General features: G+C 70.9%; 25 protein-coding genes. 10 read left to right on the forward strand and 15 right to left on the reverse strand.

Translation table 11 applies throughout. The annotated features are described in order from the left end of the window. The 5 genes from ACTHJJ_RS01715 to ACTHJJ_RS01735 form a co-directional block, all read right to left on the reverse strand. A partial coding sequence (locus tag ACTHJJ_RS01715; RefSeq protein WP_440301208.1) for a threonine aldolase family protein occupies nt 1–543 on the reverse strand: 543 nt, incomplete at its 3' end. 2 nt (nt 544–545) lie between these two features. Then, on the reverse strand, nt 546–1,907 hold the full coding sequence (locus tag ACTHJJ_RS01720; protein WP_440301232.1) for a class II 3-deoxy-7-phosphoheptulonate synthase: 1,362 nt from the start codon (nt 1,905–1,907) through the stop codon (nt 546–548). A 121-nt stretch (nt 1,908–2,028) separates the two neighbouring features. Further along, on the reverse strand, nt 2,029–2,916 hold the full coding sequence (locus tag ACTHJJ_RS01725) for a response regulator (protein ID WP_440301209.1): 888 nt from the start codon (nt 2,914–2,916) through the stop codon (nt 2,029–2,031). Then, the gene (gene macS / locus ACTHJJ_RS01730) at nt 2,913–4,070 is read right to left on the reverse strand and encodes a MacS family sensor histidine kinase (protein WP_440301210.1); all 1,158 of its coding nucleotides are present in this window, start codon (nt 4,068–4,070) and stop codon (nt 2,913–2,915) included. Before macS ends, ACTHJJ_RS01725 begins: the two co-directional genes overlap by 4 nt. A gap of 5 nt (nt 4,071–4,075) precedes the next feature. Then, nucleotides 4,076–4,930, reverse strand: coding sequence for a lysophospholipid acyltransferase family protein (locus ACTHJJ_RS01735; RefSeq protein ID WP_440301211.1), 855 nt, complete (start codon nt 4,928–4,930; stop codon nt 4,076–4,078). A gap of 81 nt (nt 4,931–5,011) precedes the next feature. Here ACTHJJ_RS01735 and ACTHJJ_RS01740 point away from each other — a divergent pair, with 81 nt between their 5' ends. Then, on the forward strand, nt 5,012–5,518 hold the full coding sequence (locus tag ACTHJJ_RS01740; RefSeq protein ID WP_440301212.1) for a hypothetical protein: 507 nt from the start codon (nt 5,012–5,014) through the stop codon (nt 5,516–5,518). Nucleotides 5,519–5,548: 30 nt separating this feature from the next. Here ACTHJJ_RS01740 and ACTHJJ_RS01745 read toward each other — a convergent pair whose 3' ends face one another. From ACTHJJ_RS01745 to ACTHJJ_RS01760, 4 genes are read right to left on the reverse strand one after another with little or no spacing between them, the layout of a single operon-like run. Continuing rightward, on the reverse strand, nt 5,549–6,235 hold the full coding sequence (locus ACTHJJ_RS01745; protein ID WP_440301213.1) for an endonuclease/exonuclease/phosphatase family protein: 687 nt from the start codon (nt 6,233–6,235) through the stop codon (nt 5,549–5,551). Continuing rightward, nucleotides 6,232–7,200 carry an ROK family glucokinase gene (locus tag ACTHJJ_RS01750; protein WP_440301214.1) on the reverse strand — a complete coding sequence of 323 codons (969 nt, stop codon included), beginning with the start codon at nt 7,198–7,200 and terminating at the stop codon, nt 6,232–6,234. Before ACTHJJ_RS01750 ends, ACTHJJ_RS01745 begins: the two co-directional genes overlap by 4 nt. After that, the gene (locus ACTHJJ_RS01755) at nt 7,197–7,634 is read right to left on the reverse strand and encodes a hypothetical protein (protein ID WP_440301215.1); all 438 of its coding nucleotides are present in this window, start codon (nt 7,632–7,634) and stop codon (nt 7,197–7,199) included. Before ACTHJJ_RS01755 ends, ACTHJJ_RS01750 begins: the two co-directional genes overlap by 4 nt. Then, a complete protein-coding gene (locus ACTHJJ_RS01760) occupies nt 7,631–8,083 on the reverse strand; it encodes an SRPBCC family protein (protein WP_440301216.1) in 453 nt (150 codons plus the stop codon). The genes ACTHJJ_RS01755 and ACTHJJ_RS01760 overlap by 4 nt, the downstream gene beginning before the upstream one ends. Nucleotides 8,084–8,154: 71 nt before the next feature. On the opposite strand from ACTHJJ_RS01760, the gene ACTHJJ_RS01765 reads away from it, so the two are divergent. Next, complete coding sequence (locus ACTHJJ_RS01765) at nt 8,155–9,945, forward strand: AMP-dependent synthetase/ligase (RefSeq protein WP_440301217.1); 1,791 nt, start codon at nt 8,155–8,157, stop codon at nt 9,943–9,945. On the opposite strand, the gene ACTHJJ_RS01770 is transcribed toward ACTHJJ_RS01765, so the two are convergent. Together ACTHJJ_RS01770 and ACTHJJ_RS01775 are read right to left on the reverse strand one after the other, a co-directional pair. After that, a complete protein-coding gene (locus ACTHJJ_RS01770; protein WP_440301218.1) occupies nt 9,936–11,300 on the reverse strand; it encodes a hypothetical protein in 1,365 nt (454 codons plus the stop codon). The two genes, ACTHJJ_RS01765 and ACTHJJ_RS01770, sit on opposite strands and share 10 nt — an antisense overlap. 2 nt (nt 11,301–11,302) lie before the next feature. Next, entirely contained in the window at nt 11,303–11,626 is a 324-nt protein-coding gene (locus tag ACTHJJ_RS01775; RefSeq protein ID WP_440301219.1) for a hypothetical protein, read from the reverse strand. A gap of 136 nt (nt 11,627–11,762) precedes the next feature. Here ACTHJJ_RS01775 and ACTHJJ_RS01780 point away from each other — a divergent pair, with 136 nt between their 5' ends. Both ACTHJJ_RS01780 and ACTHJJ_RS01785 read left to right on the forward strand, forming a co-directional pair. Beyond that, entirely contained in the window at nt 11,763–13,511 is a 1,749-nt protein-coding gene (locus ACTHJJ_RS01780; protein ID WP_440301220.1) for a DEDD exonuclease domain-containing protein, read from the forward strand. Between the two features lie 58 nt (nt 13,512–13,569). Further along, nucleotides 13,570–13,854 (forward strand): Lrp/AsnC family transcriptional regulator, encoded by a 285-nt coding sequence (locus ACTHJJ_RS01785; RefSeq protein WP_440301221.1) that lies wholly within the window; start codon nt 13,570–13,572, stop codon nt 13,852–13,854. Nucleotides 13,855–13,895: 41 nt separating this feature from the next. Here ACTHJJ_RS01785 and trpD read toward each other — a convergent pair whose 3' ends face one another. Next, nucleotides 13,896–14,954: an anthranilate phosphoribosyltransferase gene (gene trpD, locus ACTHJJ_RS01790; protein ID WP_440301222.1), complete on the reverse strand. Its 1,059-nt coding sequence runs from the start codon at nt 14,952–14,954 to the stop codon at nt 13,896–13,898. 3 nt (nt 14,955–14,957) lie between these two features. After that, a complete protein-coding gene (locus ACTHJJ_RS01795) occupies nt 14,958–15,413 on the reverse strand; it encodes a response regulator transcription factor (protein ID WP_440301223.1) in 456 nt (151 codons plus the stop codon). Between the two features lie 166 nt (nt 15,414–15,579). Here ACTHJJ_RS01795 and ctaE point away from each other — a divergent pair, with 166 nt between their 5' ends. The 6 genes from ctaE (at nt 15,580) to ACTHJJ_RS01825 (ending at nt 21,512) form a co-directional block, all read left to right on the forward strand. Beyond that, entirely contained in the window at nt 15,580–16,236 is a 657-nt protein-coding gene (gene ctaE, locus ACTHJJ_RS01800) for an aa3-type cytochrome oxidase subunit III (RefSeq protein WP_440301224.1), read from the forward strand. Between the two features lie 49 nt (nt 16,237–16,285). Next, a complete protein-coding gene (qcrC, locus tag ACTHJJ_RS01805; protein ID WP_440301225.1) occupies nt 16,286–17,095 on the forward strand; it encodes a cytochrome bc1 complex diheme cytochrome c subunit in 810 nt (269 codons plus the stop codon). Nucleotides 17,096–17,144: 49 nt separating this feature from the next. Then, the gene (qcrA, locus tag ACTHJJ_RS01810; RefSeq protein ID WP_440301226.1) at nt 17,145–18,245 is read left to right on the forward strand and encodes a cytochrome bc1 complex Rieske iron-sulfur subunit; all 1,101 of its coding nucleotides are present in this window, start codon (nt 17,145–17,147) and stop codon (nt 18,243–18,245) included. Next, entirely contained in the window at nt 18,242–19,969 is a 1,728-nt protein-coding gene (gene qcrB / locus ACTHJJ_RS01815) for a cytochrome bc1 complex cytochrome b subunit (RefSeq protein ID WP_440301227.1), read from the forward strand. Before qcrA ends, qcrB begins: the two co-directional genes overlap by 4 nt. Before the next feature lie 90 nt (nt 19,970–20,059). Further along, nucleotides 20,060–20,410, forward strand: coding sequence for a metallopeptidase family protein (locus tag ACTHJJ_RS01820; protein ID WP_440301228.1), 351 nt, complete (start codon nt 20,060–20,062; stop codon nt 20,408–20,410). Between the two features lie 46 nt (nt 20,411–20,456). After that, nucleotides 20,457–21,512: a S66 family peptidase gene (locus ACTHJJ_RS01825; RefSeq protein ID WP_440301229.1), complete on the forward strand. Its 1,056-nt coding sequence runs from the start codon at nt 20,457–20,459 to the stop codon at nt 21,510–21,512. Nucleotides 21,513–21,630: 118 nt separating this feature from the next. Here the strand turns inward: ACTHJJ_RS01825 and ACTHJJ_RS01830 are convergent, their stop codons facing one another. Both ACTHJJ_RS01830 and ACTHJJ_RS01835 read right to left on the reverse strand, forming a co-directional pair. Further along, the gene (locus ACTHJJ_RS01830) at nt 21,631–22,032 is read right to left on the reverse strand and encodes a cytochrome c oxidase subunit 4 (RefSeq protein ID WP_440301230.1); all 402 of its coding nucleotides are present in this window, start codon (nt 22,030–22,032) and stop codon (nt 21,631–21,633) included. 2 nt (nt 22,033–22,034) lie between these two features. Then, the coding region (locus ACTHJJ_RS01835; RefSeq protein ID WP_440301231.1) for a cytochrome c oxidase subunit I at nt 22,035–22,786 on the reverse strand (752 nt) is incomplete at its 5' end.

A 22,786-nucleotide genomic window follows, 5' to 3' on the forward strand; every position in this document is an offset into this window, starting at 1 on the left:
GTGGGCGTTCCAGAGCCGCGCACCGTCGAGGTGCATCGCGACGCCTGCGCCCCGGGTCACCTCGCGCGCCTTGCGGATCTCCTCGAGGGACTGGACCGTCCCGCCACCGAAGTTGTGGGTGTTCTCGACGACGACGACGCCGGTGCAGACCTGGTAGGGCCCGACCCCGGTGATCATGAGCGCAGCCGCGTCCTCGGCCCGGAACCGCCCGGCCTCGGCGACCCACGTGCGCGACGTGATGCCGGACAGCGCGGCGGCGGCCCCGAGCTCGGCACGGACGACGTGCGCGAGCGAGTCGGCGATGAGCTCGACGCCCGGGCCGGCATGCAACCGCACGCCGAGCTGGTTCGCCATGGAGCCCGAGGGCGTGAAGAGCCCGGCCTCGTGCCCGAGCAGCCCGGCGACCCGCTCCTCGAGGGCTCGGAGGCTGGGGTCCTCGCCGAAGACGTCGTCGCCCACCTCCGCCCCGGCCATCGCCTCTCGCATGGCCGAGGTCGGCTTGGTGACGGTGTCACTCAGCAGGTCGGCGACGATCTGGCTCATGTTCAGGCCTGTCCGAGCATCTCGGCGACGAGGAACGCCAGCTCGAGCGACTGCTGGTGGTTCAGTCGGGGGTCGCAGAGCGACTCGTACCGCTTCTCCAGGTCGGTGTCGATGATCTGCCCGGCTCCGCCGAGGCACTCGGTCACGTCGTTGCCGGTCAGCTCGACGTGGATGCCGCCCGGGACGGTGCCGAGCGACTGGTGCACCTCGAAGAAGCCACGGACCTCGTCGACGATGTCGTCGAAGTTGCGGGTCTTGTAGCCGGTCGACGCCTCGAAGGTGTTGCCGTGCATCGGGTCGCAGATCCAGGTGACCTTCGCGCCCGAGGCGCGGACCTTGTCGAGCAGGGTCGGCAACGCCTCCCGGATCGTGCCGGCGCCCATCCGGGTGATGAAGGTGAGCCGCCCGGGCGTCCGGTCGGGGTCGACCTTGTCGATGATCCGCAGCACCTCGTCGATGTCCGCCTTGGGACCGAGCTTGACCCCGACAGGGTTGCTGATCCGCGAGACGAAGTCGATGTGGGCGCCGTCGAGCTGGCGGGTCCGCTCGCCGATCCAGACGAAGTGCCCCGAGGTGTCGTAGAGCCGCCCGGTGCGAGAGTCGATGCGCGTGAGCGGCCGCTCGTAGTCGAGCACGAGGGCCTCGTGCGCGGCGAAGAACTCGACGGTGCGCATTGCCTCGAAGTCAGCCCCGCAGGCCGCCATGAAGCGCATCGCCTTGTCGATCGCTCGCGCGAACTGCTCGTACTTGGCGTTGGCGGTCGTCCGGACGAAACCGCGGTTCCACTCGTGGACGTAGCGCAGGTCGGCGAAGCCACCGGTCGTGAAGGCGCGCACCAGGTTCAGCGTCGCGGAGGACGCGTGGTAGGCCCGCACGAGCCGCTGCGGGTCCGGGGTCCGGGCCGCCTCGTGGAAGGTGAAGTCGTTGACCATGTCGCCGCGGTAGGCGGGCAGCGTCACGCCCTCGCGGGTCTCGACGGAGGACGACCGCGGCTTGGCGTACTGCCCCGCCATCCGGCCGACCTTGACGACCGGCTTGCTCGCGCCGTAGGTCAGCACGGCCGCCATCTGCAGGATCGTCTTGATCCGGTCGCGGATGTTGTCGGCGGTCGCGTTGGCGAACGTCTCGGCACAGTCGCCGCCCTGCAGGACGAAGGCGTGGCCCTCCGCGGCCGCCGCGAGACGCTGCGTCAGGATGTCGCACTCGCCGGCGAAGACGAGCGGCGGATACGAGCGGAGCGTGTCGATCACGTCGGCGAGGGCGGCTGTGTCGGGCCAGGTCGGCTGCTGCGCCGCCTCCAGCTCGGACGCCGCCGCGGTCAACGCGGCCAGCGCGTCGTCCCCAGTCGGGAACGATGTGGCGATCGGGTCAGGCGTGCTCGTGGTCACGCTGACAGGGTAGACGGCGGCTCGTCGGGTGAACTGCTGGGTCCGGATGGCGAACCGTCCCTCACGGGCGGCAGCCCAGCCTCCCCCGGTATGCCGCTCAGCGCGGTCCCGTCGCGCCCCGCGGCTCGTGGGTGGCCGGGTCGATCCCCCGGTCCAGGGCGAAGCGGACGAGCTCGACCCGGTTGTGCATCTGGAGCTTGCCCAGGATGTTCTGGACGTGGTTCTGGACGGTCCGGTGGGACAGGAAGAGTGCCGCGGCGATCTCCTTGTAGCCCATCCCGGTGGCGACGTAGGTGAGGATCTCGGTCTCGCGCTCGGTCAGCTCGGGGATCGGCCGCTCCGGCGCGTCCTCGGCCGAGGCGCTGACCCGGCGGAACTCGCCCAGTACGAGACCGGCAAGGCCCGGGGTGAAGACCGGGTCTCCCGCGGCGGTAGCGCGGACCGCCTCGAGGAACTCGTCACGGCCGGCGGACTTGACGAGGTAGCCGAGGGCGCCGGCCTTGACCGCCTCGAGCACGTCGCCGTGCTCGCCGCTGGCCGACAGGATGAGGATCCGGGTAGGTACCTCGGCCGCCGCCAGCGCCGCGCACACCTCCGGTCCCCGCAGCCCCGGCAGCTCGAGGTCGAGGACGAGGACATCGGGCACCGTCGCCCGGGTCCGGCTGACGGCGGACCGACCGTCCTCGGCCGTGGCCACCACCTCGAAGCCGGCTTCGGCGAGGTCGCGGGCGACGGCGTGCCGCCACATCGGGTGGTCGTCGGCGACGACGACGGTAGTCGGCCGCTGCTGTTCGCCCGCTGGGGCGGGTGGGGCGGAGCGCTCACTCGACTCCTTCCCGCCAGTGGCCCCTGGGGCGGGTGGGGCGGAGCGCTCACTCGACTCCTTCCCGCCAGTGGCCCCTGGGGCTGGTGGGGCGGAGCGCTCACTCGACTGTTCTCGTCGAGTGAGCGCTTCGTCACTCCCGTAACCGGCGTCGGTGCTCATCGATGCTCCTTCCCGGTGCGCGGCAGGGTGAGCCGCACCGTGGTTCCCCCGGTCGGGCCGGACTCGACGCGCGCCTCGCCGCCGAGGTCGGCGAGCCGGCCGACGATGCTCGAGGAGACCCCGAGCCGGCCCTCGGCCGCGGCTCGCTCGAGTCTGCCCTCCGGCAGTCCCCGCCCGGAGTCGCGGACGGTCACCTTGATCCTTGACCCGTCGTCGTCGAGCAGCACCCAGGCCCGCGCCTCGGGTCCGGCGTGGCGCCGGACGTTGTCGAGCGCCGCCTCGATGGCCGCGACCAGCTCGTCCGCGACCCGGCGCTCGAGCGGGATCGGCTGCCCGGGCGCGACGAGCTGCACGTGGGAGCTCTCGACGTGGCCGAGCAGGGACCGCAGGTCGGTCGGCCCGTCGGCCGCTCCCCGCAGGGCGTGGAGGTCGGTCGAGCTGGCGAGCGCGCGGAGGATCCGTTCCTGTTCCGCGGCCATGGACCCGAGCCGCGCCGCCTCGCCGCCCAGCTCCGAGGCGCGCCGGTGGATGAAGGCGAGGGTCTGCAGCACGCCGTCGTGGACGGTCCGCGCGAGCCGGTCCCGCTCGGCACGTGCTGCCTCGAGGCGCATCGCCTCCGCGAGCGCGGCATGGCTGGCGCGGGCGAGGTCGACGCAGTAGCCGATGCACCCGCCGACGAGGAAGACGAGGACCGAGTTCGTCACGGTGTTGCCCGTCGGCTCCTGGACCTCGATGAACGAGCACAGCGTCACGAGCGCGGCCGCGACGAGACCGCCGCGCCAACCCAACAGCACCGCGAAGCCGACGACCGCGGCGGACGGCCAGATGGACGGCACCGTCTTGGCGCCTCCGGTGATGACCCACTCGTGGTCGACGAGCCGCGTCGCGAGGATCGCGCTGCAGCCGATGGCCAGCTCGGCGGCATACATGGGGATGGTGCGGACGGGGCGGATCGTCTGGGCGAGCGTCCACGCGGTGAGCACCGCGACGATGACCAGCGCACCGGTCAGCTGCGCGACCTCGTCGTGCCGGTGCCACACCGACCACGCCGCATAGACGAGCGCCAGGCACCGGAAGACGTCGACCCCGCGCCACAGCCCGCGCACGAGGACGTGCTCGTCGGCCAGTGCGGCCAGCTGCGGTGACGCGTCCACGCCCGTCAGGACGCGGCCTGGGCGTCGCTGTCGGGACGCTCCTGCTCGGGCTCGCTCGGCAGGGTCGGCTGCCGCCGCACGACCGGCTTGCCCTCGGCGGCGTCGAGGGCCTCCTCGAGCTCTGGGGCGGCGCTGCCCGGCTTCGCCGCCTCCTGCGGCTCGCGGGCCTTCGCCCGGGCCGCGGCGAGGATCCGGTCCTTCATCGAGGTGGCGTACATGTCGACGTACTCCTGGCCGGACAGGAGCATGAGCTCGTACATGATCTCGTCGGTGATGGAGCGCAGGACGAAGCGGTCGTCCTCCATCCCCTCGTAGCGGGAGAAGTCGAGCGGCCGCCCGATGCGCACGCCGATCCGCATGATGTGCGGCAGCTTCTTGCCGGTGGGCTGGGCCTTGTCGGTGCCGATCATCGCGACCGGGATGACCGGCACCCTGGCCTCGAGTGCCATCCGCGCGACGCCGGTGCGGCCCCGGTCGAGGCGGCCGTCCGGGGACCGGGTGCCCTCCGGGTAGATGCCGAGCAGCTCACCGCGGCGGAGCACGCGCAGTCCCGACGAGAGGGCAGCGGTGCTCGCCTTGCCACCGGACCGGTCCACCGGCAGCTGCCCGATCGCCCTGAAGAAGGCGGCGGTGAGCCGGCCCTTGACCCCGCGGCCGGTGAAGTAGTCGCTCTTGGCGAGGAAGGTCACCCGCCGCGACACGACGAGGGGCAGGAAGACCGAGTCCGAGAAGGAGAGGTGGTTGCTCGCGAGGATGGCCGGCCCCTCCGCCGGGATGTGGTCCTCGCCGTCCACCCAGGGCCGGAAGAGCAGCTTGATGACCGGCCCCAGCACGATGGTCTTGAGGAACCAGTAGAACACCCCACACACCTCCCTTCCTCGACCGCCAGAACTCTACGGCACTCGCGTGCTGAGGGGGCGGCGTGCGAGGATTCGAGCATCATGAACGATCACGAGCTCGACGCGGAGTTCGAGCGGATCGTCGCCGGGTGGGACGAGACCGCGGACGAGCCGAGCCGGGCGACCGACGATCCACTCCCTCCTTCGAAGGCCGGCTTCGACGGGACCGACGAGCCCCCGCCCGCCATCAGCGCCCTGCCCAAGCCCGGCGCGTCGCTCAACGTCCCGATCGCTCCGAGCACCCCGCACGTGTGGCGTGGCGGTCCGGTCGCCGACGAGAACGCCCTCGAGGCCGAGGACGACGAGGACGAGCACTTCGTGCCGCCCGCTGTCCAGCTGCCGTCGGCCGAGGACGACCCGATGTACTGGGCGACCGTGTGCTGTCTCGCGGGCGGGCCCCTCCTCCTGCTCTATCTGCTCATCTTCGACCGCGACGGCAGCGGCTGGTGGGTCGTGACGGCCGCGGCGATGACCGTCGTCGGCTTCGTCATGCTCGTCCTGCGCGGCGGGACCGACCGGGACCCCTTCGACGACGGCACGCGCGTCTAGCCCGTATGCCGCTGGGCGGGCTCTCGCTCGTCAGCCGAGTGGCGGCAGCGCGAGGTCGGCCCAGCAGGGCCGGTGGTCCGACGCCGCGACGAGGTCCTCGTGAAGGGGGTGCACCTCGTCCCCGGGCGGCGCGACGACCAGGTCCGGGCTGGCGAAGATGACGTCGAGCACCGCCGTGGGCTGCGTGGCCGGGAAGGTGGGGTGGTCACCGGACACCTTCCGGTGGGTCTCGGCGAGGCGCGCCCAGGCTCTGCCGGCCGGTCCCTCGTTGAGGTCCCCGGCGACGACAGCGGGTGCCGGGAGCGCACCCAGCACCTCGGCCATGTGCCGGTCCCGCTCCTCGGCCCGGAGGCCGAGGTGGACGCTCGCGACCCAGAGCGGCACGCTGCCCGGCAGCGAGACGAGGTGAGCGGCATACCCTCTCGTCCGGTCGGGGAAGCGCACCGGCAGGCGTGACGTGAGGGTGCGGTGCGTGTGGACGCGGAGCGAGGTGAGGACGGCCGTCCCGCCCGTGCCACGGCGACCGCCTGCCCAGTAGAGCCCGCAGGCGCGGGCGAAGGCCGCGAGGGTGAACTCGGTCGTGAGGCGCCGCGGCACCTCCTGGAGGCAGAGGACGTCGGGCTGGATGTCGCGCACGACCCGAGCGGCGGCGGCGCGGTCTTCGAGCAGGTCGCGCAGGTTGTAGCTGGCGACCCGGAGACGGTGCCGGTCCGTCATCCGCCCGTCCGGGCCAGGTCGGCGGCGCCGATCAGCCCGGCGTCGGCACCGAGCCGGGCGAGGACGATGGACGCCTCGGGCCGGTAGCCACGGCCCGGGAGCTGCCTGCGGTACGCGTCGCGGGCCGGTCCGAGGAGCAGCTCCCCCGCCGCGCTCACCCCGCCCCCGACGACGAAGCGGCCCGGGTCGAACGCCGCTGCGAGGTTGGCGAGACCGACCCCGAGCCACTCCCCCACGTCGGCGAGCAGCTCCCGTGCGGTCGGGTCACCCGCCTGTGCCGCCTCCGTGATGAACGGCCCGGTCAGGGCGCTCTCGTCCGGGCCGAGTTGTGCCCGGAGGTCGCTGATGACCGGTGAGTCGGCGGCGATGAGGTCGCGGGCCTCGCGGACGAGGGCGTTGCCGCTCGCGTACTGCTCCCAGCAGCCGCGGTTGCCGCACTCGCAGCGCAGGCCGCCGGGCACGACCTGCATGTGGCCGAACTCCCCGGCGATGCCGTGCCGTCCCCGGCTGACGTGCCCGTCGACGAGGAGCGCGCCGCCGATCCCGGTACCCAGGGTGATCATGACGACGTGCGACTCCCCGGCAGCCGCGCCGAACCGGGCCTCCGCCCAGAGCGCGGCGTTGGCATCGTTGTCGACGGTGACGGGCGGCGCGATCCTGCCCTGGAGGCGTTCCCGCAGCGGTTCGCTGCGCCACGACAGGTGAGGGGCGAACACGACCGTCGCGCGGTCGGCGGCGACGAAGCCGGCGGCGCCGATGCCGACGCCGGCCACTCGGTGATCGTCGACCGCGTGGAGCAGCTCGTCGACGCACTCGACGATCGTGTCCTCGACGACCTGGGGGGAGGTCGAGCGGTGGGGGGTGCTGCGTCTGGCCCGGTGCAGGATCCGCCCGGAGCCGTCGACCACTCCCCCGGCGACCTTCGTGCCGCCGATGTCGATCCCGATCGCGAGGTCCGGCGTCACGGGACGTCCGGTTCCTCGCCCGCCTGGGCCTTCTCACGGCGGGTGCGCTGGACGACGGCGAGGTCGCGCAGCCCGGTCGCGGCGAGCTCGACGACCTCGGCGAGCCGGTCGATCGTCTCCGGGTTCACGCGCTGCACGAAGGCGATGAGCTGGCACAGGGGGCACACGGCGCAGGCCGCCGGGCGCCGACCGCCGCAGGTACAGGTGCCCGCCTGACGGCTCTCGCCGTGCTCCGCATCCTCGGCTCCGCCACCCGCCGACCCGAACTGGTCAGAGCCGGCCGTGCCCTTGTCGGACGGGTGGGCGGCGTGGGCACTCGAGCCGGGGGCGCCACCGAAGGCGGCGAGCACCTCCACGAGGCGCGCCGCCTCCTCCGCGACGGAACCGACGTCGCCCTCGGCTTGCTCGTCCTGGTCTCGCTCGTTCGTCGTCACGACGCCTGGGCCTCGACCCGCCTCTTGAGCTCCTTGAGGGCGGTGTCGATGATCACCTTCTCGGCCTTGCGCTTGAGCAGGCCGAGCATGGGGACCTTGACGTCGACCGCCAGCCGGTAGGTCACCGTCGTGCCCTCACCGGTGCGGGCGAGGGTGTAGGAGCCGTCCAGTGCCTTGAGGACGGTCGCGGAGATCATCGTCCACGAGACCATTCCGGTGCCGTCCTCGACGACGTCCCAGTCGTAGTCGAGGACGTAGGTGTCCTTGATCGCTCCGGCGTCGAGGGTGAAATCGACCTGGTCCGCCCAGCCGTCACCCTCCTCCGAGAGGATCGCGACCCGCTTCACGTCGCCGGCCCACTCGGGGTAGGCCTCGAAGTCCGCGATGACGTCGAGCACCTCGGCGGGCGGCGCGTCGATGATGATGGTGCTCTCGGTCCGGTCAGCCATGCGCCGAGAGTAGCGCCTTGGGCGGAATGCCCGAGTATCGTGCAAGCACCACCCCGGCCAAGGAGCAACCAGTGAAGGAAGCCGTCGTCCACGCGCTCGTTCCGGCGACGACCCAGGGAAGTCTGGCAGACCTGCCCCGACGCAACGCCGAGCTCGAGCCGCACGGCATCGCGTTCTCCCGGAAGACGACGTCGGGCACCTGGTCACACCTGACCTGGTCGGAGTTCGCCGCTGACGTCGACGCCGTCGCGAAGGGCCTTGTCGCCCGCGGTGTCCGGGCCGGCGACCGGGTCGGGCTGATGTCCCGCACCCGATACGAGTGGACGCTGCTCGACTTCGCGGCGTGGCGGGCCGGGGCCGTCGTCGTCCCGATCTACGAGACCTCGTCGGCGGAGCAGGTCCGCTGGATCCTCGGTGACTCCGGTGCGCAGCTCCTCATAGTCGAGACCGACCGGCACCTCGGCGTCGTCGATCAGGTCCGAGAGACGCTCCCGGCACTGGAGCTGGTCCTGCAGATCGAGGGCGGGGACGTCGAGGGGCTGCGCGAGCAGGGCCGCGCCGTGGCAGACGCAGAGCTCGAGAGCCGGGCCGCGACCCTCGACCGGTCGAGCGTCGCGACGATCATCTACACCTCCGGGACGACCGGGCGGCCCAAGGGCTGCGAGCTCACCCACGACAACTTCCTCGCGCTCACCGAGAACGCGATCGAGAAGCTGGGCGAGGTCGTCCTCACCGAGCGGGCCTCCACCCTGCTCTTCCTGCCCCTCGCCCACGTCTTCGCCCGGTTCGTCGAGGTGCTGTGTGTGGCCGCCCGGGCGCGGATGGGCCACTCGTCCGACATCACCTCGCTGCTCGACGACTTCTCGTCCTTCCGGCCGACCTTCGTGCTGGCCGTGCCGCGCGTGTTCGAGAAGATCTACAACTCTGCCGAGGCCAAGGCCGCCTCGGAGGGCAAGGGCAAGATCTTCCTCCGGGCGGCCACCGTCGCCATCGCCCACAGCGAGGCGCGCGACCACGGGGGGCCGGGCCTGTCCCTCCGGCTCCAGCACGCCCTCTTCGACCGGCTCCTCTACGGCAGGCTGCGCGCCGCGATGGGCGGCCAGGTCCGGTATGCCGTTTCGGGTGGCGGGCCGCTCGGCACCCGCCTCGGCCATTTCTTCCGCGGCATCGGCGTGGTCATTCTCGAGGGCTACGGGCTCACCGAGACGACGGCGCCGATCACCGTCAACACCCCCGACAAGATCAAGATCGGCACGGTCGGCCCACCGCTGCCCGGGTGCGCCATCCGCATCGACGAGGACGGCGAGGTGCTCGCGCAGGGCGTCGGCGTCTTCACCAGGTACCACGACAACGACCAGGCCACCGACGACGCCATGGTCGACAGCTGGTTCCGGACAGGCGACCTCGGTGAGCTCGACGATGACGGCTACCTGCGGATCACGGGCCGCAAGAAGGAGATCATCGTCACCGCGGGCGGCAAGAACGTCGCACCCGCGGTCCTCGAGGACCGGCTGCGGGCGCACCCGCTCGTCTCACAGTGCATCGTCGTCGGGGAGGGCAGGCCGTTCATCGGCGTCCTCGTCACGCTCGACAGCGAGATGTGGCCGATGTGGGCGAAGACGCACGGCCTCGCGAACCTGCCGATCGCCGAGGCCGCGAGCAACCCCGTGGTCCTCGAGGCGCTGCAGCAGGCGATCGACCGCGCCAACGAGGCAGTGAGCCGGGCCGAGTCGATCCGCAAGTTCACGGTCATCCCCGGTGACTTCACCGAGGAGAACGGCTACCTGACGCCGTCGCTCAAGCTGAAGCGCCCGATCGTGCTCAAGGACTTCGCCGACGAGGTCGAGAAGCTCTACGGCTGACCAGGCGGGTGCAGCAGCAGCTCGATGCGCGACTGCCAGGCCCGGCTCTCGGTCGCGGCGTCCGTGCCGATGGCGCGGAACGCGGCATCGACGGGGCCCGTGGTGGCGGCTCGGTAGAGGCGGACGAGGGCGGCCTGCCCGTGACGGTCTGCGATCGAGCGGCACGCGAGCAGGGCTAGCCCGTATGCCGCGGAGAGGTCGCTCGTGTCCGGCTCGAACTGTGGGTCGTCCGGCCACGTGGTCGGCACGCCGGTGACGCGCACCTGCTCGAGCGCCGGTCCGACGATGGTCCGCTCGGGCAGTCGGACGGCGTGGTAGGCGACGTACTCCGCCAGCCCCTCGGACAACCAGAGCGGCACCGTGTGGGTGGACTCCTCGGCCCGGGTCGTCACGTGAGTGAGCTCGTGGGCGAGCACGACCTCACGACCGGTGTCCGTCAGCGACGACCAGGCGCCGGGGACGATCACGACTCGGTCGGCGCCGGCGCGACCCCCCTCGAGGGGACCGTCGGTCACGGCCGAGACCTGGTCGAGGTCGGCCGGCTGGCGGCCCAGGAGGCGCGCCGCGAGATCGTCGCTCGCCGGGGCCACGACGACGGCCGGCCGGGCCGTGCCCAGCACGGCGGCCACCCCGCCAGCGGCCGTGCCCGCCCCGCGGGCGATGTCATCCACACGTGCGGCCGTGCCCGAGACGGCCACGAGCACCGCCGGGGAACGGCGGACCTGTAGGTCGGGCAGGTCCCACGGCTGCGGCCGGTCCGCGGGACGTGAGGCCGTGATCATGATGACGGGGGACGCGCCGCTGCTGTGGGCGGCTGTCACGTCCAGCGCGAACGGTCGTGGGGCGGTGTCGAAGCCTGCGAGCCGGTAGGACAGCCGGACCTGCAGGTGCCGTTCGGTGCCGTTCGCACCCTGGCCTCCGCCCGCTCCGCCCGCTCCGCCCGCTCCGCCCAGCTGGGTCACGTCAGTGACGACGACGTCGACCGCGTGCAGCGCCCGCATCCGGCCGAAGATCGCTCGTTGCTCCTCGACGAGGCTGCCGCTCAGGCCCTGCAGCCAGGCGGCGAGGTCTCCGCGGGCCAGGCCCGCGGCGCGGGTGGTGTAGATCCGGCGGACCGCAGCCTCGGTGGCTGCCGCATCCGCAGCGGGCTCGGCACCGGTCGCCGCCGGGCCTGACCCCGTCGGCGCCGGCCTCGTCTCACGAGGCGCGGTGGCGGCGCCGCTCGAGGAACTACTGCACCCGGCCAGCAGCACCACCGTCGCGAGGGCCATGGCAAGGACCATGGCGAGGACCGTGCCGAAGACCCGCGCAAGGGCCGGCGCGAGGCAGGCACGAGCCGACCCGAGGGGCTGCATGGTCAGCCGGCGGCCCTTCGGTGCCGGCCCGGCACGCTCGTCGGAGCAGGGTCGCGCACAGCCCTCGCGGCGTGTGCCACCTCGGGGCTGACGAGCCCGGCCCCCAGCAAGACGGAGACAGCACGGCGCTCGGCGCGATCGAGCGGCAGCCCCGGCGCCTCGCCGGCCGGCTCGATGGAGAGGTGTCGCCCATGGTCACCGGGCACGGGGCCCAGTGCGGTCACCATGCAGTCGGCGCACCGAACCTCACGGACCGGACAGGTCTGGCAGTCGACGAGCATCATCATGATCGCCTCCTTCACGTCGTTGCGATCGATGGTTACCACGCTAGGCGCCCCCTCCGACACTCCGTGCCCGCTCGTCCTGCTGCCGTCCGCCGAGACGGGGGCAGGCCTGCCCCGAACGAACCCGAGCGCGCCGCGCCTCCCGGGCGTTGTCGGCGGCGCACCATACGGTCGGCGCATGCAGGCGATCCAGAGCACCTTCGACGACCTCGGCACCCCGCTCGCCGGGGTCACGTTCGTCGTGGTCGACCTGGAGTCGACGGGCGGCAGCCCGGCCGACTGCGGCATCACCGAGATCGGCGCCGTGAAGGTGCGCGGCGGCGAGGTCCTCGGTGAGTTCCAGACCCTCGTCAACCCCGCCGAGCCCATCCCGGCCTTCATCTCCGTGCTCACCGGCATCACCGACGTCATGGTGGCCGACGCGCCGCGGATCGAGTCGGCGCTCCCGGCCTTCCTCGAGTTCGCCCGGGGCAGTGTTCTCGTCGCCCACAACGCCGGCTTCGACATCACCTTCCTCAAGGCGGCGGCCGCCCGCACCGGCGTCGCGTGGCCCGGGTTCGACGTGCTCGACACGCTGCAGCTCGCCCGCCACCTCGTCACCCGCGACGAGTCCCCCAACCACAAGCTCTCCTCCCTCGCCCGGGTCTTCTCGGCCCGCACTGCTCCGGACCACCGGGCCCTGCACGACGCTCGGGCCACGGTCGACGTCCTCCACGGGCTGCTCGAGCGCGTCGGCGGTCTCGGGGTGCAGACCCTCGAGGAGCTCGGCAGCTACTCGTCGCGCGTGACGCCGGCGCAGCGCCGCAAGGCCTTCCTCGCCGAGGGCCTGCCCCACGCACCCGGCGTCTACCTCTTCAAGGACCGGGACGGCCACGTCCTCTACGTGGGGACGAGCCGGGACATCCGGTCCCGGGTGCGCACCTACTTCACGGCCGCCGAGCAGCGCAGCCGGATGGCCGACATGGTCCGGCTCGCCCACACCGTCGACCCGGTCGTGTGCCAGACGGCGCTGGAGGCGCAGGTGCGGGAGGTGCGCCTCATCGACGAGCATGCGCCCCGGTTCAACCGCCGCTCCAAGAACGCCCGTCGGGCCGTCTGGGTCCGCCTGACGAGCGAGCGCTTCCCACGGCTCTCGATCGTGCGCACCCCACCCGTCGACGGCTCGGCCTGCATCGGCCCGTTCCGGTCCCGGGCGGTCGCCCAGGAGGCGATCGACGCGGTGCACGAGATCGTCCCGCTCCGGCAGTGCAGCAAGCGGCTGTCCGGGCGGACGTCGGCCTGCGCCCTGCTTGACATCGGGCGCTGCGGCGGACCGTGCGTCGGCGCGCAGGACGTGGAGGAGTACGCCGGCGTCGTCGCCCGCTGCGAGGCCATCTTCCGCGGCGACGCGCGCCCCGGCACGGAGCGGCTGCACGCGCGCCTCGGCGAGCTCGCGCGACAGGAACGGTTCGAGGATGCCGCGACGGTCCGAGACCGGTTCCTTCAGCTCATCCGCGCGGCCGCGCGGGCCCAGCGCATCGCGCCGCTCTGCTCGACACCCAAGCTCGTGGCCGCCCGGCGGCACGCCGAGGGTGGCTGGGAGCTCGCCTGCGTCCGGCGCGGTCGCCTGGCCGGCACCGCCGTCAGCCCGCGAGGTGCGGACCCGATGGTCCACGTGGCCACGCTCCGGGCGACCGCAGAGGTCGTCGTCGACGATGGGCCGCTGGCCGCGCTCCCCGAGGAGACCGAGCTCGTGCTCCGTTGGCTCGAGCAGCCCGACGTGCGCATCGTCGACCTCGACGGCATCTGGAGCTGCCCCGTCGGCGGGGCCGGGCGGATCCGCCAGGAGCTCGAGCCGGCCGTGACCTCCGCCGCCGAGGTCCGTGGCTTCGAGACCGACCAGCTCACGCCCGCCGCGCGCGGCTCGGCGTTGCGACGCGCCGGATAGGGCGGGCCGGCTCCCGCCGGATGGGTCAGGCGGCACGGCGGCGGATAAGGTGACGAGCGTGATCACCGCCATCGTCATGATCAACTGTGAGGTCGACCGGATCCCCGAGGTCGCGGAGAACATCGCGAACATCCCTGCCGTCTCGGAGGTCTACTCGGTGACGGGAGATGCCGACCTCATCGCCCTGGTCCGGGTCCGTGAGCACGAGGAGTTCGCCGACGTCATCGCCGACCGGCTCAACAAGGTCGAGGGCGTGACCGGCACCTCGACCCACATCGCCTTCCGGACCTACTCGGCCCACGACCTCGAGGCGGCCTTCAGCCTCGGGCTCGACGACGCCTGAGGGGCCCCACCTCGCCACACCGGCGGCGACCAGGAGGTCGTTCAGCTCGTCGCGCGCGTGGCGGAGACCCAGCGCGACACCAGGTCGGTCGCCGCTCCCCCGTCGATCGTCTGGGCGGCCAGCGCCATACCTGTTCGTAGGTCCTGGTCGAAGTCGTCCTGGGTGGGCCCGGAGTCGGGCCGAGCCAGGGCGAGGGCGATGCCCGCGTTGAGCAACACCGCGTCCCGGACGGGACCCGGGGCACCGGCGAACACGTCGCGCACGACCTGCGCGTTGTGGGCGGCGTCACCGCCGCGGAGGGACTCGACGGGGTGCAGCTGCAGGCCGAGACGCTTCGGGTCGACCTGACGGTCGCCGATCTGCCCGTCTCGGACCCACCAGACCCGGGTCGTCGTCGAGACGGTGACCTCGTCGAGCCCGTCGTCGCCGCGGAAGACGGCGGCGTCCTTGCCGCGGCTCGCGAAGACTCCGGCGATGAGGGGCGCCATCCGGGCATCGGCCGAACCGACCACGGCATACGTCGGCTGGGCCGGGTTGGTCAGCGGGCCGAGGAAGTTGAAGGCGGTCCCGACGCCCAGGTCTCGACGAGGCACGGCGGTGTGCCGGAACGAGGGGTGGAAGGTCTGCGCAAAGCAGAACGTGATGCCGACCTCGCCCACGATCTCGACGACCCGCTCGGGCGGGAGACCGAGGTCGACGCCGAGCGCCTCGATGACGTCCGCCGATCCGGACGACGACGATGACGCACGGTTGCCGTGCTTGACGACGCGGATGCCGGAGGCGGCGACGACCATCGCCGACATCGTGGAGATGTTGACGGTGTGGGCCCGGTCGCCGCCCGTGCCGACGATGTCGAGGCTGGGGCCCGGGACGTCGATGCGGCGTGCGTGCGCGAGCATCTGGTCAGCCAGCGCCTCCATCTCGGTGACGCTCTCGCCCTTGGCGCGCAGCGCCATGAGGAACCCGGCGATCTGGGAGGGAGTCGCCTCGCCCTCCATGATCTGGTCCATGGCCCACCGGGTCGCCTCGGCGTCGAGGTCGTCCCCGGAGAGCAGGGTCGTGAGGACGGCCGGCCAGGTCGGCGAGTGCTCCTGGGTCATGCCTCAGGCAGCCGGTGTCGTCGTCCGGGCGAGGTCCGCCACGGCGGAGGCGAGCGCGATCGGGTCGAGCGGGTGCGGCACGGCGAGGTCGGCGAGCGACCAGGCCGCGAGCCAGCTGTCCTGCGGGCGGCCGGTGAGGACGATCACCGGCGGGCACTCGAAGACCTCGTTCTTCAGCTGCCGGCAGATGCCCATGCCGCCGACCTTCGCTGCCTCACCGTCGAGGATGAGCATGTCGAAGTGCTGGCTGCGGACCGAGGTCTCCACGGCCGCGTGCGTCGCGCACTCGTGCCACCGGACGACCTCGACGTCCCGGGCGGGGCGACGACCCACGGCGGCCCGCACCGCGTCACGCGTCGTGATGTCGTCGCTGTAGAGCAGGACGCTCACACGGTGCAGGCCCGACTCCGCCCCACGCGGGGCGACGGCGGACGAGGTGCTGGGACTCGAAGCGGTCATGCCGGCGATGCTACCGCCCCCGACACGACCCCCTCACAGGGCCCGCAAGGCCGTCGGTAGCCTGTCCGCAACAGGGCCAGGTTCCTTCGCGGCTCCATCACGAATCAGCGGCAGCCACCTCGAAAAGTGGGGGTCGCTAACGCACTCTGCACCGAATGTGGGAATAATGACCGACGTGGCGACAGCATCGATACCTCCCAGCGCAATTGCCGACACAGGGCACGGCCCGGCGACCCGCCCGAACATGGTTGCGGTGGGCACCATCGTGTGGCTGTCGAGCGAGCTCATGTTCTTCGCCGGCCTCTTCGCGATCTACTTCCAGCTGCGGTCGGTGCGCGGGGATCTGTGGCACATGCAGACCGAGAAGCTGAACGTCACGTTCGCCTCCATCAACTGCCTCGTGCTCGTCATCTCCTCGGTGTGGTGCCAGCTCGGTGTGTGGAAGGCCGAGAAGGGCCAGAAGGCCCGCACGGGCGCGCTCCTCGACATCAAGAACTGGGGCATGCGGGAGTGGTACGTCGTCACCTACCTCTTCGGCTCGTTCTTCATCGCCGGGCAGGTGTTCGAGTACTCCGAGATGGTCCACGACGGGGTGACGCTGTCCTCCGACGCGTACGGGTCCATCTTCTACATGGCAACCGGCTTCCACGGCCTGCACGTGACCGGCGGCCTCATCGCCTTCCTCCTCATCATCGGCCGCACCTTCACCACCCGGCGCTACACCCACGCCAACGCGACGGGTGCGGTCGTGACCTCCTACTACTGGCACTTCGTCGACGTGGTGTGGATCGCGCTGTTCTTCACGATCTACATCCTCCAGTGACCCTCCGAAGCCAGCGAACACCGATCACCATGGACGACAGGACCTCACAGTGAATGCCTTGGCCGCGCGCCGCCGACACCCAGCTGCGATCGCTCTGCTGATCCTCGTCGGGCTGCTGATCACGGGCGGGGCCTACTCGCTCATCGCGCCGAAGGAGGCCAGCGCCTCCGCCGCCCAGACGGACAACGTGGCGAACGGCAAGAACCTCTTCCTCGCCAACTGCGCGACGTGCCACGGCACGGGCGCCCAGGGCACCAAGAGCGGTCCCTCTCTCTACGGTGTCGGCGCGGCCGCCGTCGATTTCCAGATGGGCACCGGACGGATGCCCCTGACCGAGCCGAACGTCCAGGCTCCCGCTGTGGGCAAGAACATCAAGTTCTCGCAGGACCAGATCTCCGACGTCGCCGCGTACATCGCGTCGCTGGCCCCCGGCCCGGCGATCCCGGACTCGAAGTACACGACGATCATCCAGCCCGGCACGCAGGAGAACAACGAGGCGATCGCCCGCGGCGGCGAGATCTTCCGCGTCAACTGCGCGATGTGCCACAACTTCGCCGGTGCCGGTGGCGCCCTGACCCGCGGCAAGTACGCGCCGTCGCTGCAGGGCGTCGACCCCAAGCACATCTACGAGGCGATGGTGACCGGCCCGCAATCCATGCCGGTCTTCAACGACACCAACATCTCGCCCGCGGCGACGCAGCAGCTGATCTCCTACCTCAAGACCGTCGAGAGCCAGCCGGAGCAGGGCGGTATGTCCCTCGGCAACCTCGGCCCCGTCTCCGAGGGCCTGTTCGCCTGGACCTTCGGCATCGGCATCCTCATCGGGTGCGCGGTGTGGCTGGGCAAGAAGGCCGCATGAGCGCCCCGCGCTCCGTCCCGACCAAGCACGACGACAGGACTTCCATCCGATGAATGAGCACGAGAACGGGGCACCGCACGAATCGACGGTGGTCGCGCCCGCGAGCGGCTCCGGCGAACTGATGACGCACGGGGCCCTCCCCGCCCGGTTCGAGAACCCGGGCCTGCCACCCCACGTCTACCGCGCCTCCGACGTCGAGCCCGCCGCCGGCAAGCGCGCGGAGCGTCAGGTCGCCACTCTCTTCGCGCTCTCGATGATCGCGACGGTGGTCTTCCTCGTCGCCTACTTCGCGATCCCCGACGAGTCGACCTTCTTCTTCCCGGGCATCGGCACGATCAAGACGATCAACGTCGTGCTCGGCCTGTCCATGGGCTTCTCGCTCTTCTTCATCGGCATCGGCGCCGTGCACTGGGCCAAGACGCTCATGTCCGACCACGAGATCGTCGAGGAGCGCCACCTCCTGCGCTCGCCCGACGTCGCCCGGGCACAGGCCGTCGACGTCGTCGTCGAGGGTGGCCGCAACGCCCAGCTCGACCGACGCCCGCTGCTGAAGTACACCCTCGGCGGCGCACTCGGACTCTTCGCCCTCCCCTTCGCCTTCCAGATCGTCGGCTCGCTCGGCCCGGTCAGCATCGAGGAGCTGAAGCACACCATCTGGGACCCATCGGAGAATGGCGGCAAGCCGATCCGGCTCATGCGCGATCCTGAGATGACGCCGATCAAGCTGTCCGACGTCACCCAGGGCTCCGTCTTCCACGTCATGCCTGAGACGCTGCAGAAGTACCTCGACGACGGCAAGCACGTCCTCGAGGCCAAGGCGAAGGCCGCCGTCATCCTCATCCGGCTCGACCCGGACCTCATCAAGGTCAAGAAGGCCAGGGACTGGGGCGTCGACGGGGTCGTGGCCTATTCCAAGATCTGCACCCACGTCGGCTGTGCGGTCGGCCTGTACGAGCAGCAGACGCACCACCTGCTCTGCCCGTGCCACCAGTCGACCTTCGATCTCACCGAGGACTGCGCGGTCATCTTCGGCCCGGCCAAGCGGCCGCTGCCGCAGCTCAAGATCACCGTTGACGACGCGGGCTACCTCGTCGCGCCGGAGGGCTTCCACGAGCCCGTCGGCCCGAGCTTCTGGGAGCGTGCACGATGAGCACCATCAATGAGGGGCGTGCGGCCGACGCACTGCGCGCGCAGGACACCGACGGCCAGCGGGGCCAGGCCCAGGCTCGCCCCCTCGGCGGGATCGCCGGCTGGGTCGACGACCGGACCGGTGGCGCAAAGGGCGTCTCCTTCCTGATGAAGAAGGTCTTCCCCGACCACTGGTCGTTCATGCTCGGCGAGATCGCGATGTACTCGATGATCATCTGCCTGCTGACCGGCGTGTTCCTCACGTTCTGGTTCGTGCCGAGCCAGTCCCAGGTCGTCTACGACGGGTCCTACATCCCGCTCCAGGGCGTGACCGTGTCGGACGCCTACCGCTCGACGCTCAACATCTCGTTCGACATCCGGGGCGGTCTGCTCATCCGGCAGATCCACCACTGGGCGGCGCTGATCTTCGTTGTGTCGGTCTTCGTCCACATGGCGCGCGTCTTCTTCACCGGTGCCTTCCGCAAGCCGCGTGAGATCAACTGGGTCTTCGGCACCATCCTGTCGATGCTCGCCGCGATCGAGGGCTTCGCCGGCTACTCGCTGCCTGACGACCTGCTCTCCGGCACCGGCATCCGGGCGATGAACGGCTTCGTCCAGTCGATCCCGGTCATCGGCTCATACATGAGCTACTTCATCTTCGGCGGCGCCTTCCCGGGCGAGTCGATCATCCCGCGGCTCTACTCGGTCCACATCCTGCTGCTGCCCGCGGCGCTGGTGGGCCTGTTCACCGCCCACATCCTGCTCGTCTTCCTCCAGAAGCACACACAGTTCCCCGGGCCCGGCCGGACCAACAACAACGTCGTGGGCTACCCGTTCATGCCGGTGTACATCGCGAAGGCCGGAGGGTTCTTCTTCATCGTCTTCGGTGTCATCGCGCTGATTTCGTCGGTCGTCTCGATCAACGCGGTCTGGGGCTACGGTCCCTACGACCCCTCCCCCATCACGGCCGGCTCCCAGCCGGACTGGTACATGGGCTTCGCGGACGGCGCACTCCGGCTCCTGCCGGGCTTCCTCGAGTTCGAGGCGTTCGGGTTCACGTTCAGCATGAACATCTTCCCGGGCTCGATCCTCCTGCTCCCGCTCATGTGGACGATCATCGGCGTCTACCCCTTCGTCGAGAAGTGGGTCACCGGCGACGAGCGCGAGCACCACCTGCTCGACCGCCCGCGCAACGCCCCGACCCGCACCGCGATCGGTGTCGCCGGCATCGTCCTCTACGTCGTGCTCTTCTTCGCCGCGGGCAACGACCTCATGGCGATCAAGCTGCACCTGTCGATCAACGACATCACCAACCTGCTCCGCCTGCTGTTCTTCGTCGGCCCGCCGATCGCCTTCTGGATCACCAAGCGGATCTGCCTCAGCCTGCAGCAGGCTGACCGTGAGAAGGTCCTCCACGGACGCGAGACGGGCACGATCTGGCGCCACGCCAACGGCGAGTTCGAGGAGATCCACGCGCCGCTCACCCCGAGCGAGCGGTGGCCCCTCGTCCAGCACGAGATCCAGGCACCGCTCGTCGTCAGCGAGACGACGGACGCGCACGGGGTGGCCAACCCGGTGGCCCGCAAGGAGCGGCTCCGGGCGAAGCTGTCGCACTTCTACTTCAAGGACCGTGTGGAGCCGGTGTCGCCGGCGGAGCTGGAAGCAGCCCACCACGCCCATGGCCCCGCTGTCGTGGAGGAGCCGAGCGAACCCGAGGCCGCTGCCCCCGCCATCGAGCGCAGCTGACCACGGCCGAAGCCGCCGAAGCCGCTCAAGGGCCCGCCCCTGCTTGGGGGTGGGCCCTTCGGCTGCCCTCCCCCATGGGAGACTCGGCGCATGCACCTCACCGACGACGAGTTCGAAGCAGCCGTCGCCGATGCGCTGGACTCCATCCCGCCCCAGCTGACGGCCGTGATGGACAACGTCGTCATCCTCATCGAGGCCGAGCCACCCGAGCACGACCCTGAACTGCTCGGCGTCTATGAGGGCACGCCGCTCACCGAGCGCGACAGCTGGTGGGGAGCCGGCGCCCTGCCCGACCGGATCACCATCTTCCAGGGTCCGCTGCAGCGCATGTGCACCAGCGCGGCCGAGCTGCGGGAGGAGATCGCGATCACCGTCGTGCACGAGGTCGCCCACCACTTCGGGATCGGCGACGACCATCTGCACGAGCTCGGCTGGGGCTGAGCTACACCCTCCCCCGCCTGCCATCCTCGAGAGGAGCCCCGGTACCGTGTCCGGACCGCATCATGTGACCCTTCCGCCCAAGGCCGCACCGGGTGACAAGGTCGCCGTGCTCTCGCCGTCCTTCGCCGCGCCCGGCCTGGCGCCGGCCGTGCACGAGCAGGCGATGGGCCGCCTCGCCGCGCTGACCGGTCTGGTACCCGTCGAGTACCCCACCACCCGGCGGCTCGGTGTCTCAGCCAGGGAACGCGCGGCCGACCTCAACGACGCCTTCGCCGACCCGGCCGTGCGCGCCGTCCTCGCGACGATCGGTGGCGAGGACCAGATCACGGTCGTGCCGCACCTCGACCCCCGGCTCGTGCAGGCCGACCCGAAGCCCTTCCTCGGCTACAGCGACAACACGAACCTGCTCAGCTGGCTCTGGACGCAGGGGGTTGCGGGCTTCCACGGTGGCTCCACCCAGGTCCACCTCGGCCCCGGTCCGGCGGCCGACGACGTGCATGTCAGGTCGCTCCGGGCGGCCCTGCTCACGGGTGAGCGACTCGAGATCACCGAACCCGGCGTGTCAGAGGACTTCGGGAAGGACTGGCTCGACCCCGTCGCCCTCTCCGAACACGGCGACCGGGAGCCGACGGAGCCCTGGACGTGGGCGGGACCCGAGCGATCGGTGACCGGAGGCACGTGGGGAGGCTGCATCGAGATAGTCCAGTGGATCCTCACGGCGGGCCGTTTCCCCGCCGATCCGTCGGTCCTGGCCGGGGGCGTCCTCCTGATCGAGACGTCCGAGGATCTTATCCCCGCGCGGGAGTTCGGCTGGATCCTGCGTGCGCTCGGGGAACGCGGGCTGCTCGAGGCGGTCGAGGCGGTCGTCGTGGCGCGGCCTCCGACATCCTCCACTGGGGTTCGACCCACGACCGAGCAGCGAGCCGCGCGCCGAGCCGAGCAGCGCGATGTGGCGATCGAGACGGTGCAGCGCTACAACCCCGGGGCCGTCATCGTCGTCGGCGTGCCGTTCGGCCACACCCGACCGCAGTGGGTCCTCCCCTACGGCGGCTTCATGACCGTGGACGGCGCCGCGCGGCGAGTCTGGGCCGACTACTCCTGAGGCAGACCGGGACTCACGAAGGGGAAGGCGCTGGCCGCCTTTGCCTTCGCCATGTGCCGGCACACGCCGAAGGGCCCGCGCCGCCATGGCGGACCGGGCCCGTCCAGGCACCTGTGCCTCAGATCGAGTAGTCGCCCGAGAAGGACTCGAAGACCCAGAGGATGACCGCGATGACGCCCAGGAAGGCGCCGATGATGAAGAGCCACCAGCCCACGGCCAGCCCGAGGAACATGACCGCGCCGGAACCGCCGAGCCACAGCGGGGTCCACGAGCTCGCGACGAAGTAGCCGTAGTTGCCCTCCGCCTCGGCGATCTCGCCGCTCATGTTGTCCTCCGGGCGGACCGGAAGCCGCTTGCCGGTCTGCCACAGGTAGAACGCGACGAGCATGAACAGGCCGCTGGTGAGGATCAGCGCCGTGACGCCGATCGGCTCCTTCCAGTCGGACCAGAAGCCGTAGATGACGGTGACCGGGCCGAAGAAGAGGAACAGGTAGAAGAAGAGCTTGGTCTCGACGCGCATCGTCACTTCTCCTTGTTGCCGTGAGCCGTGCCGCGAGTCTTGTCCCGGGCCTCCCCGACATCGGCGGGGCCGAGGACGGTTACCAACGTACTCGGGTCGGGCCGCAACGTCGCCACCGCAGCGGCCTCCGGGTGGTGCAGGTCGAAGGCGGGACGCTCCGAGCGGATCCGGGGCAGCGAGGTGAAGTTGTGCCGCGGCGGCGGGCACGAGGTCGCCCACTCGAGCGACGCGCCATACCCCCACGGGTCGTCGGAGGTGACGAGCGGCGCCTTGCGCCAGGTCTTCCAGACGTTGTACATGAACGGCAGCATCGACAGGCCGAGGATGAGCGCCCCGATGCTGGAGACGATGTTGGCCGGCTGGAAGCCCTCCTCCGGCAGGTAGTCCGGGTAGCGGCGGGCCATGCCCTCGATCCCCAGCCAGTGCTGGATGAGGAACGTCGTGTGGAAGCCGATGAACAGCATCCAGAAGTGCAGCTTGCCGAGCTTCTCGTCGAGCATCCGCCCGGTCAGCTTCGGCCACCAGAAGTAGTAGCCGGCGAACATGGCGAACACGACAGTTCCGAAGACCACGTAGTGGAAATGCGCCACCACGAAGTAACTGTCGGACAGCTGGAAGTCGAGGGCCGGCGAAGCCAGGATGATGCCGGTCAGACCGCCGAAGAGGAAGGTCGTCAGGAAGCCCAACGAGAAGATCATGGGCGTGTCGAAGGTCAGGCTTCCGCCCCAGAGCGTGCCGATCCAGTTGAAGAACT

Source organism: Intrasporangium sp. (assembly GCF_051961875.1).
Classification (GTDB): Bacteria; Actinomycetota; Actinomycetes; order Actinomycetales; family Dermatophilaceae; genus Intrasporangium_A.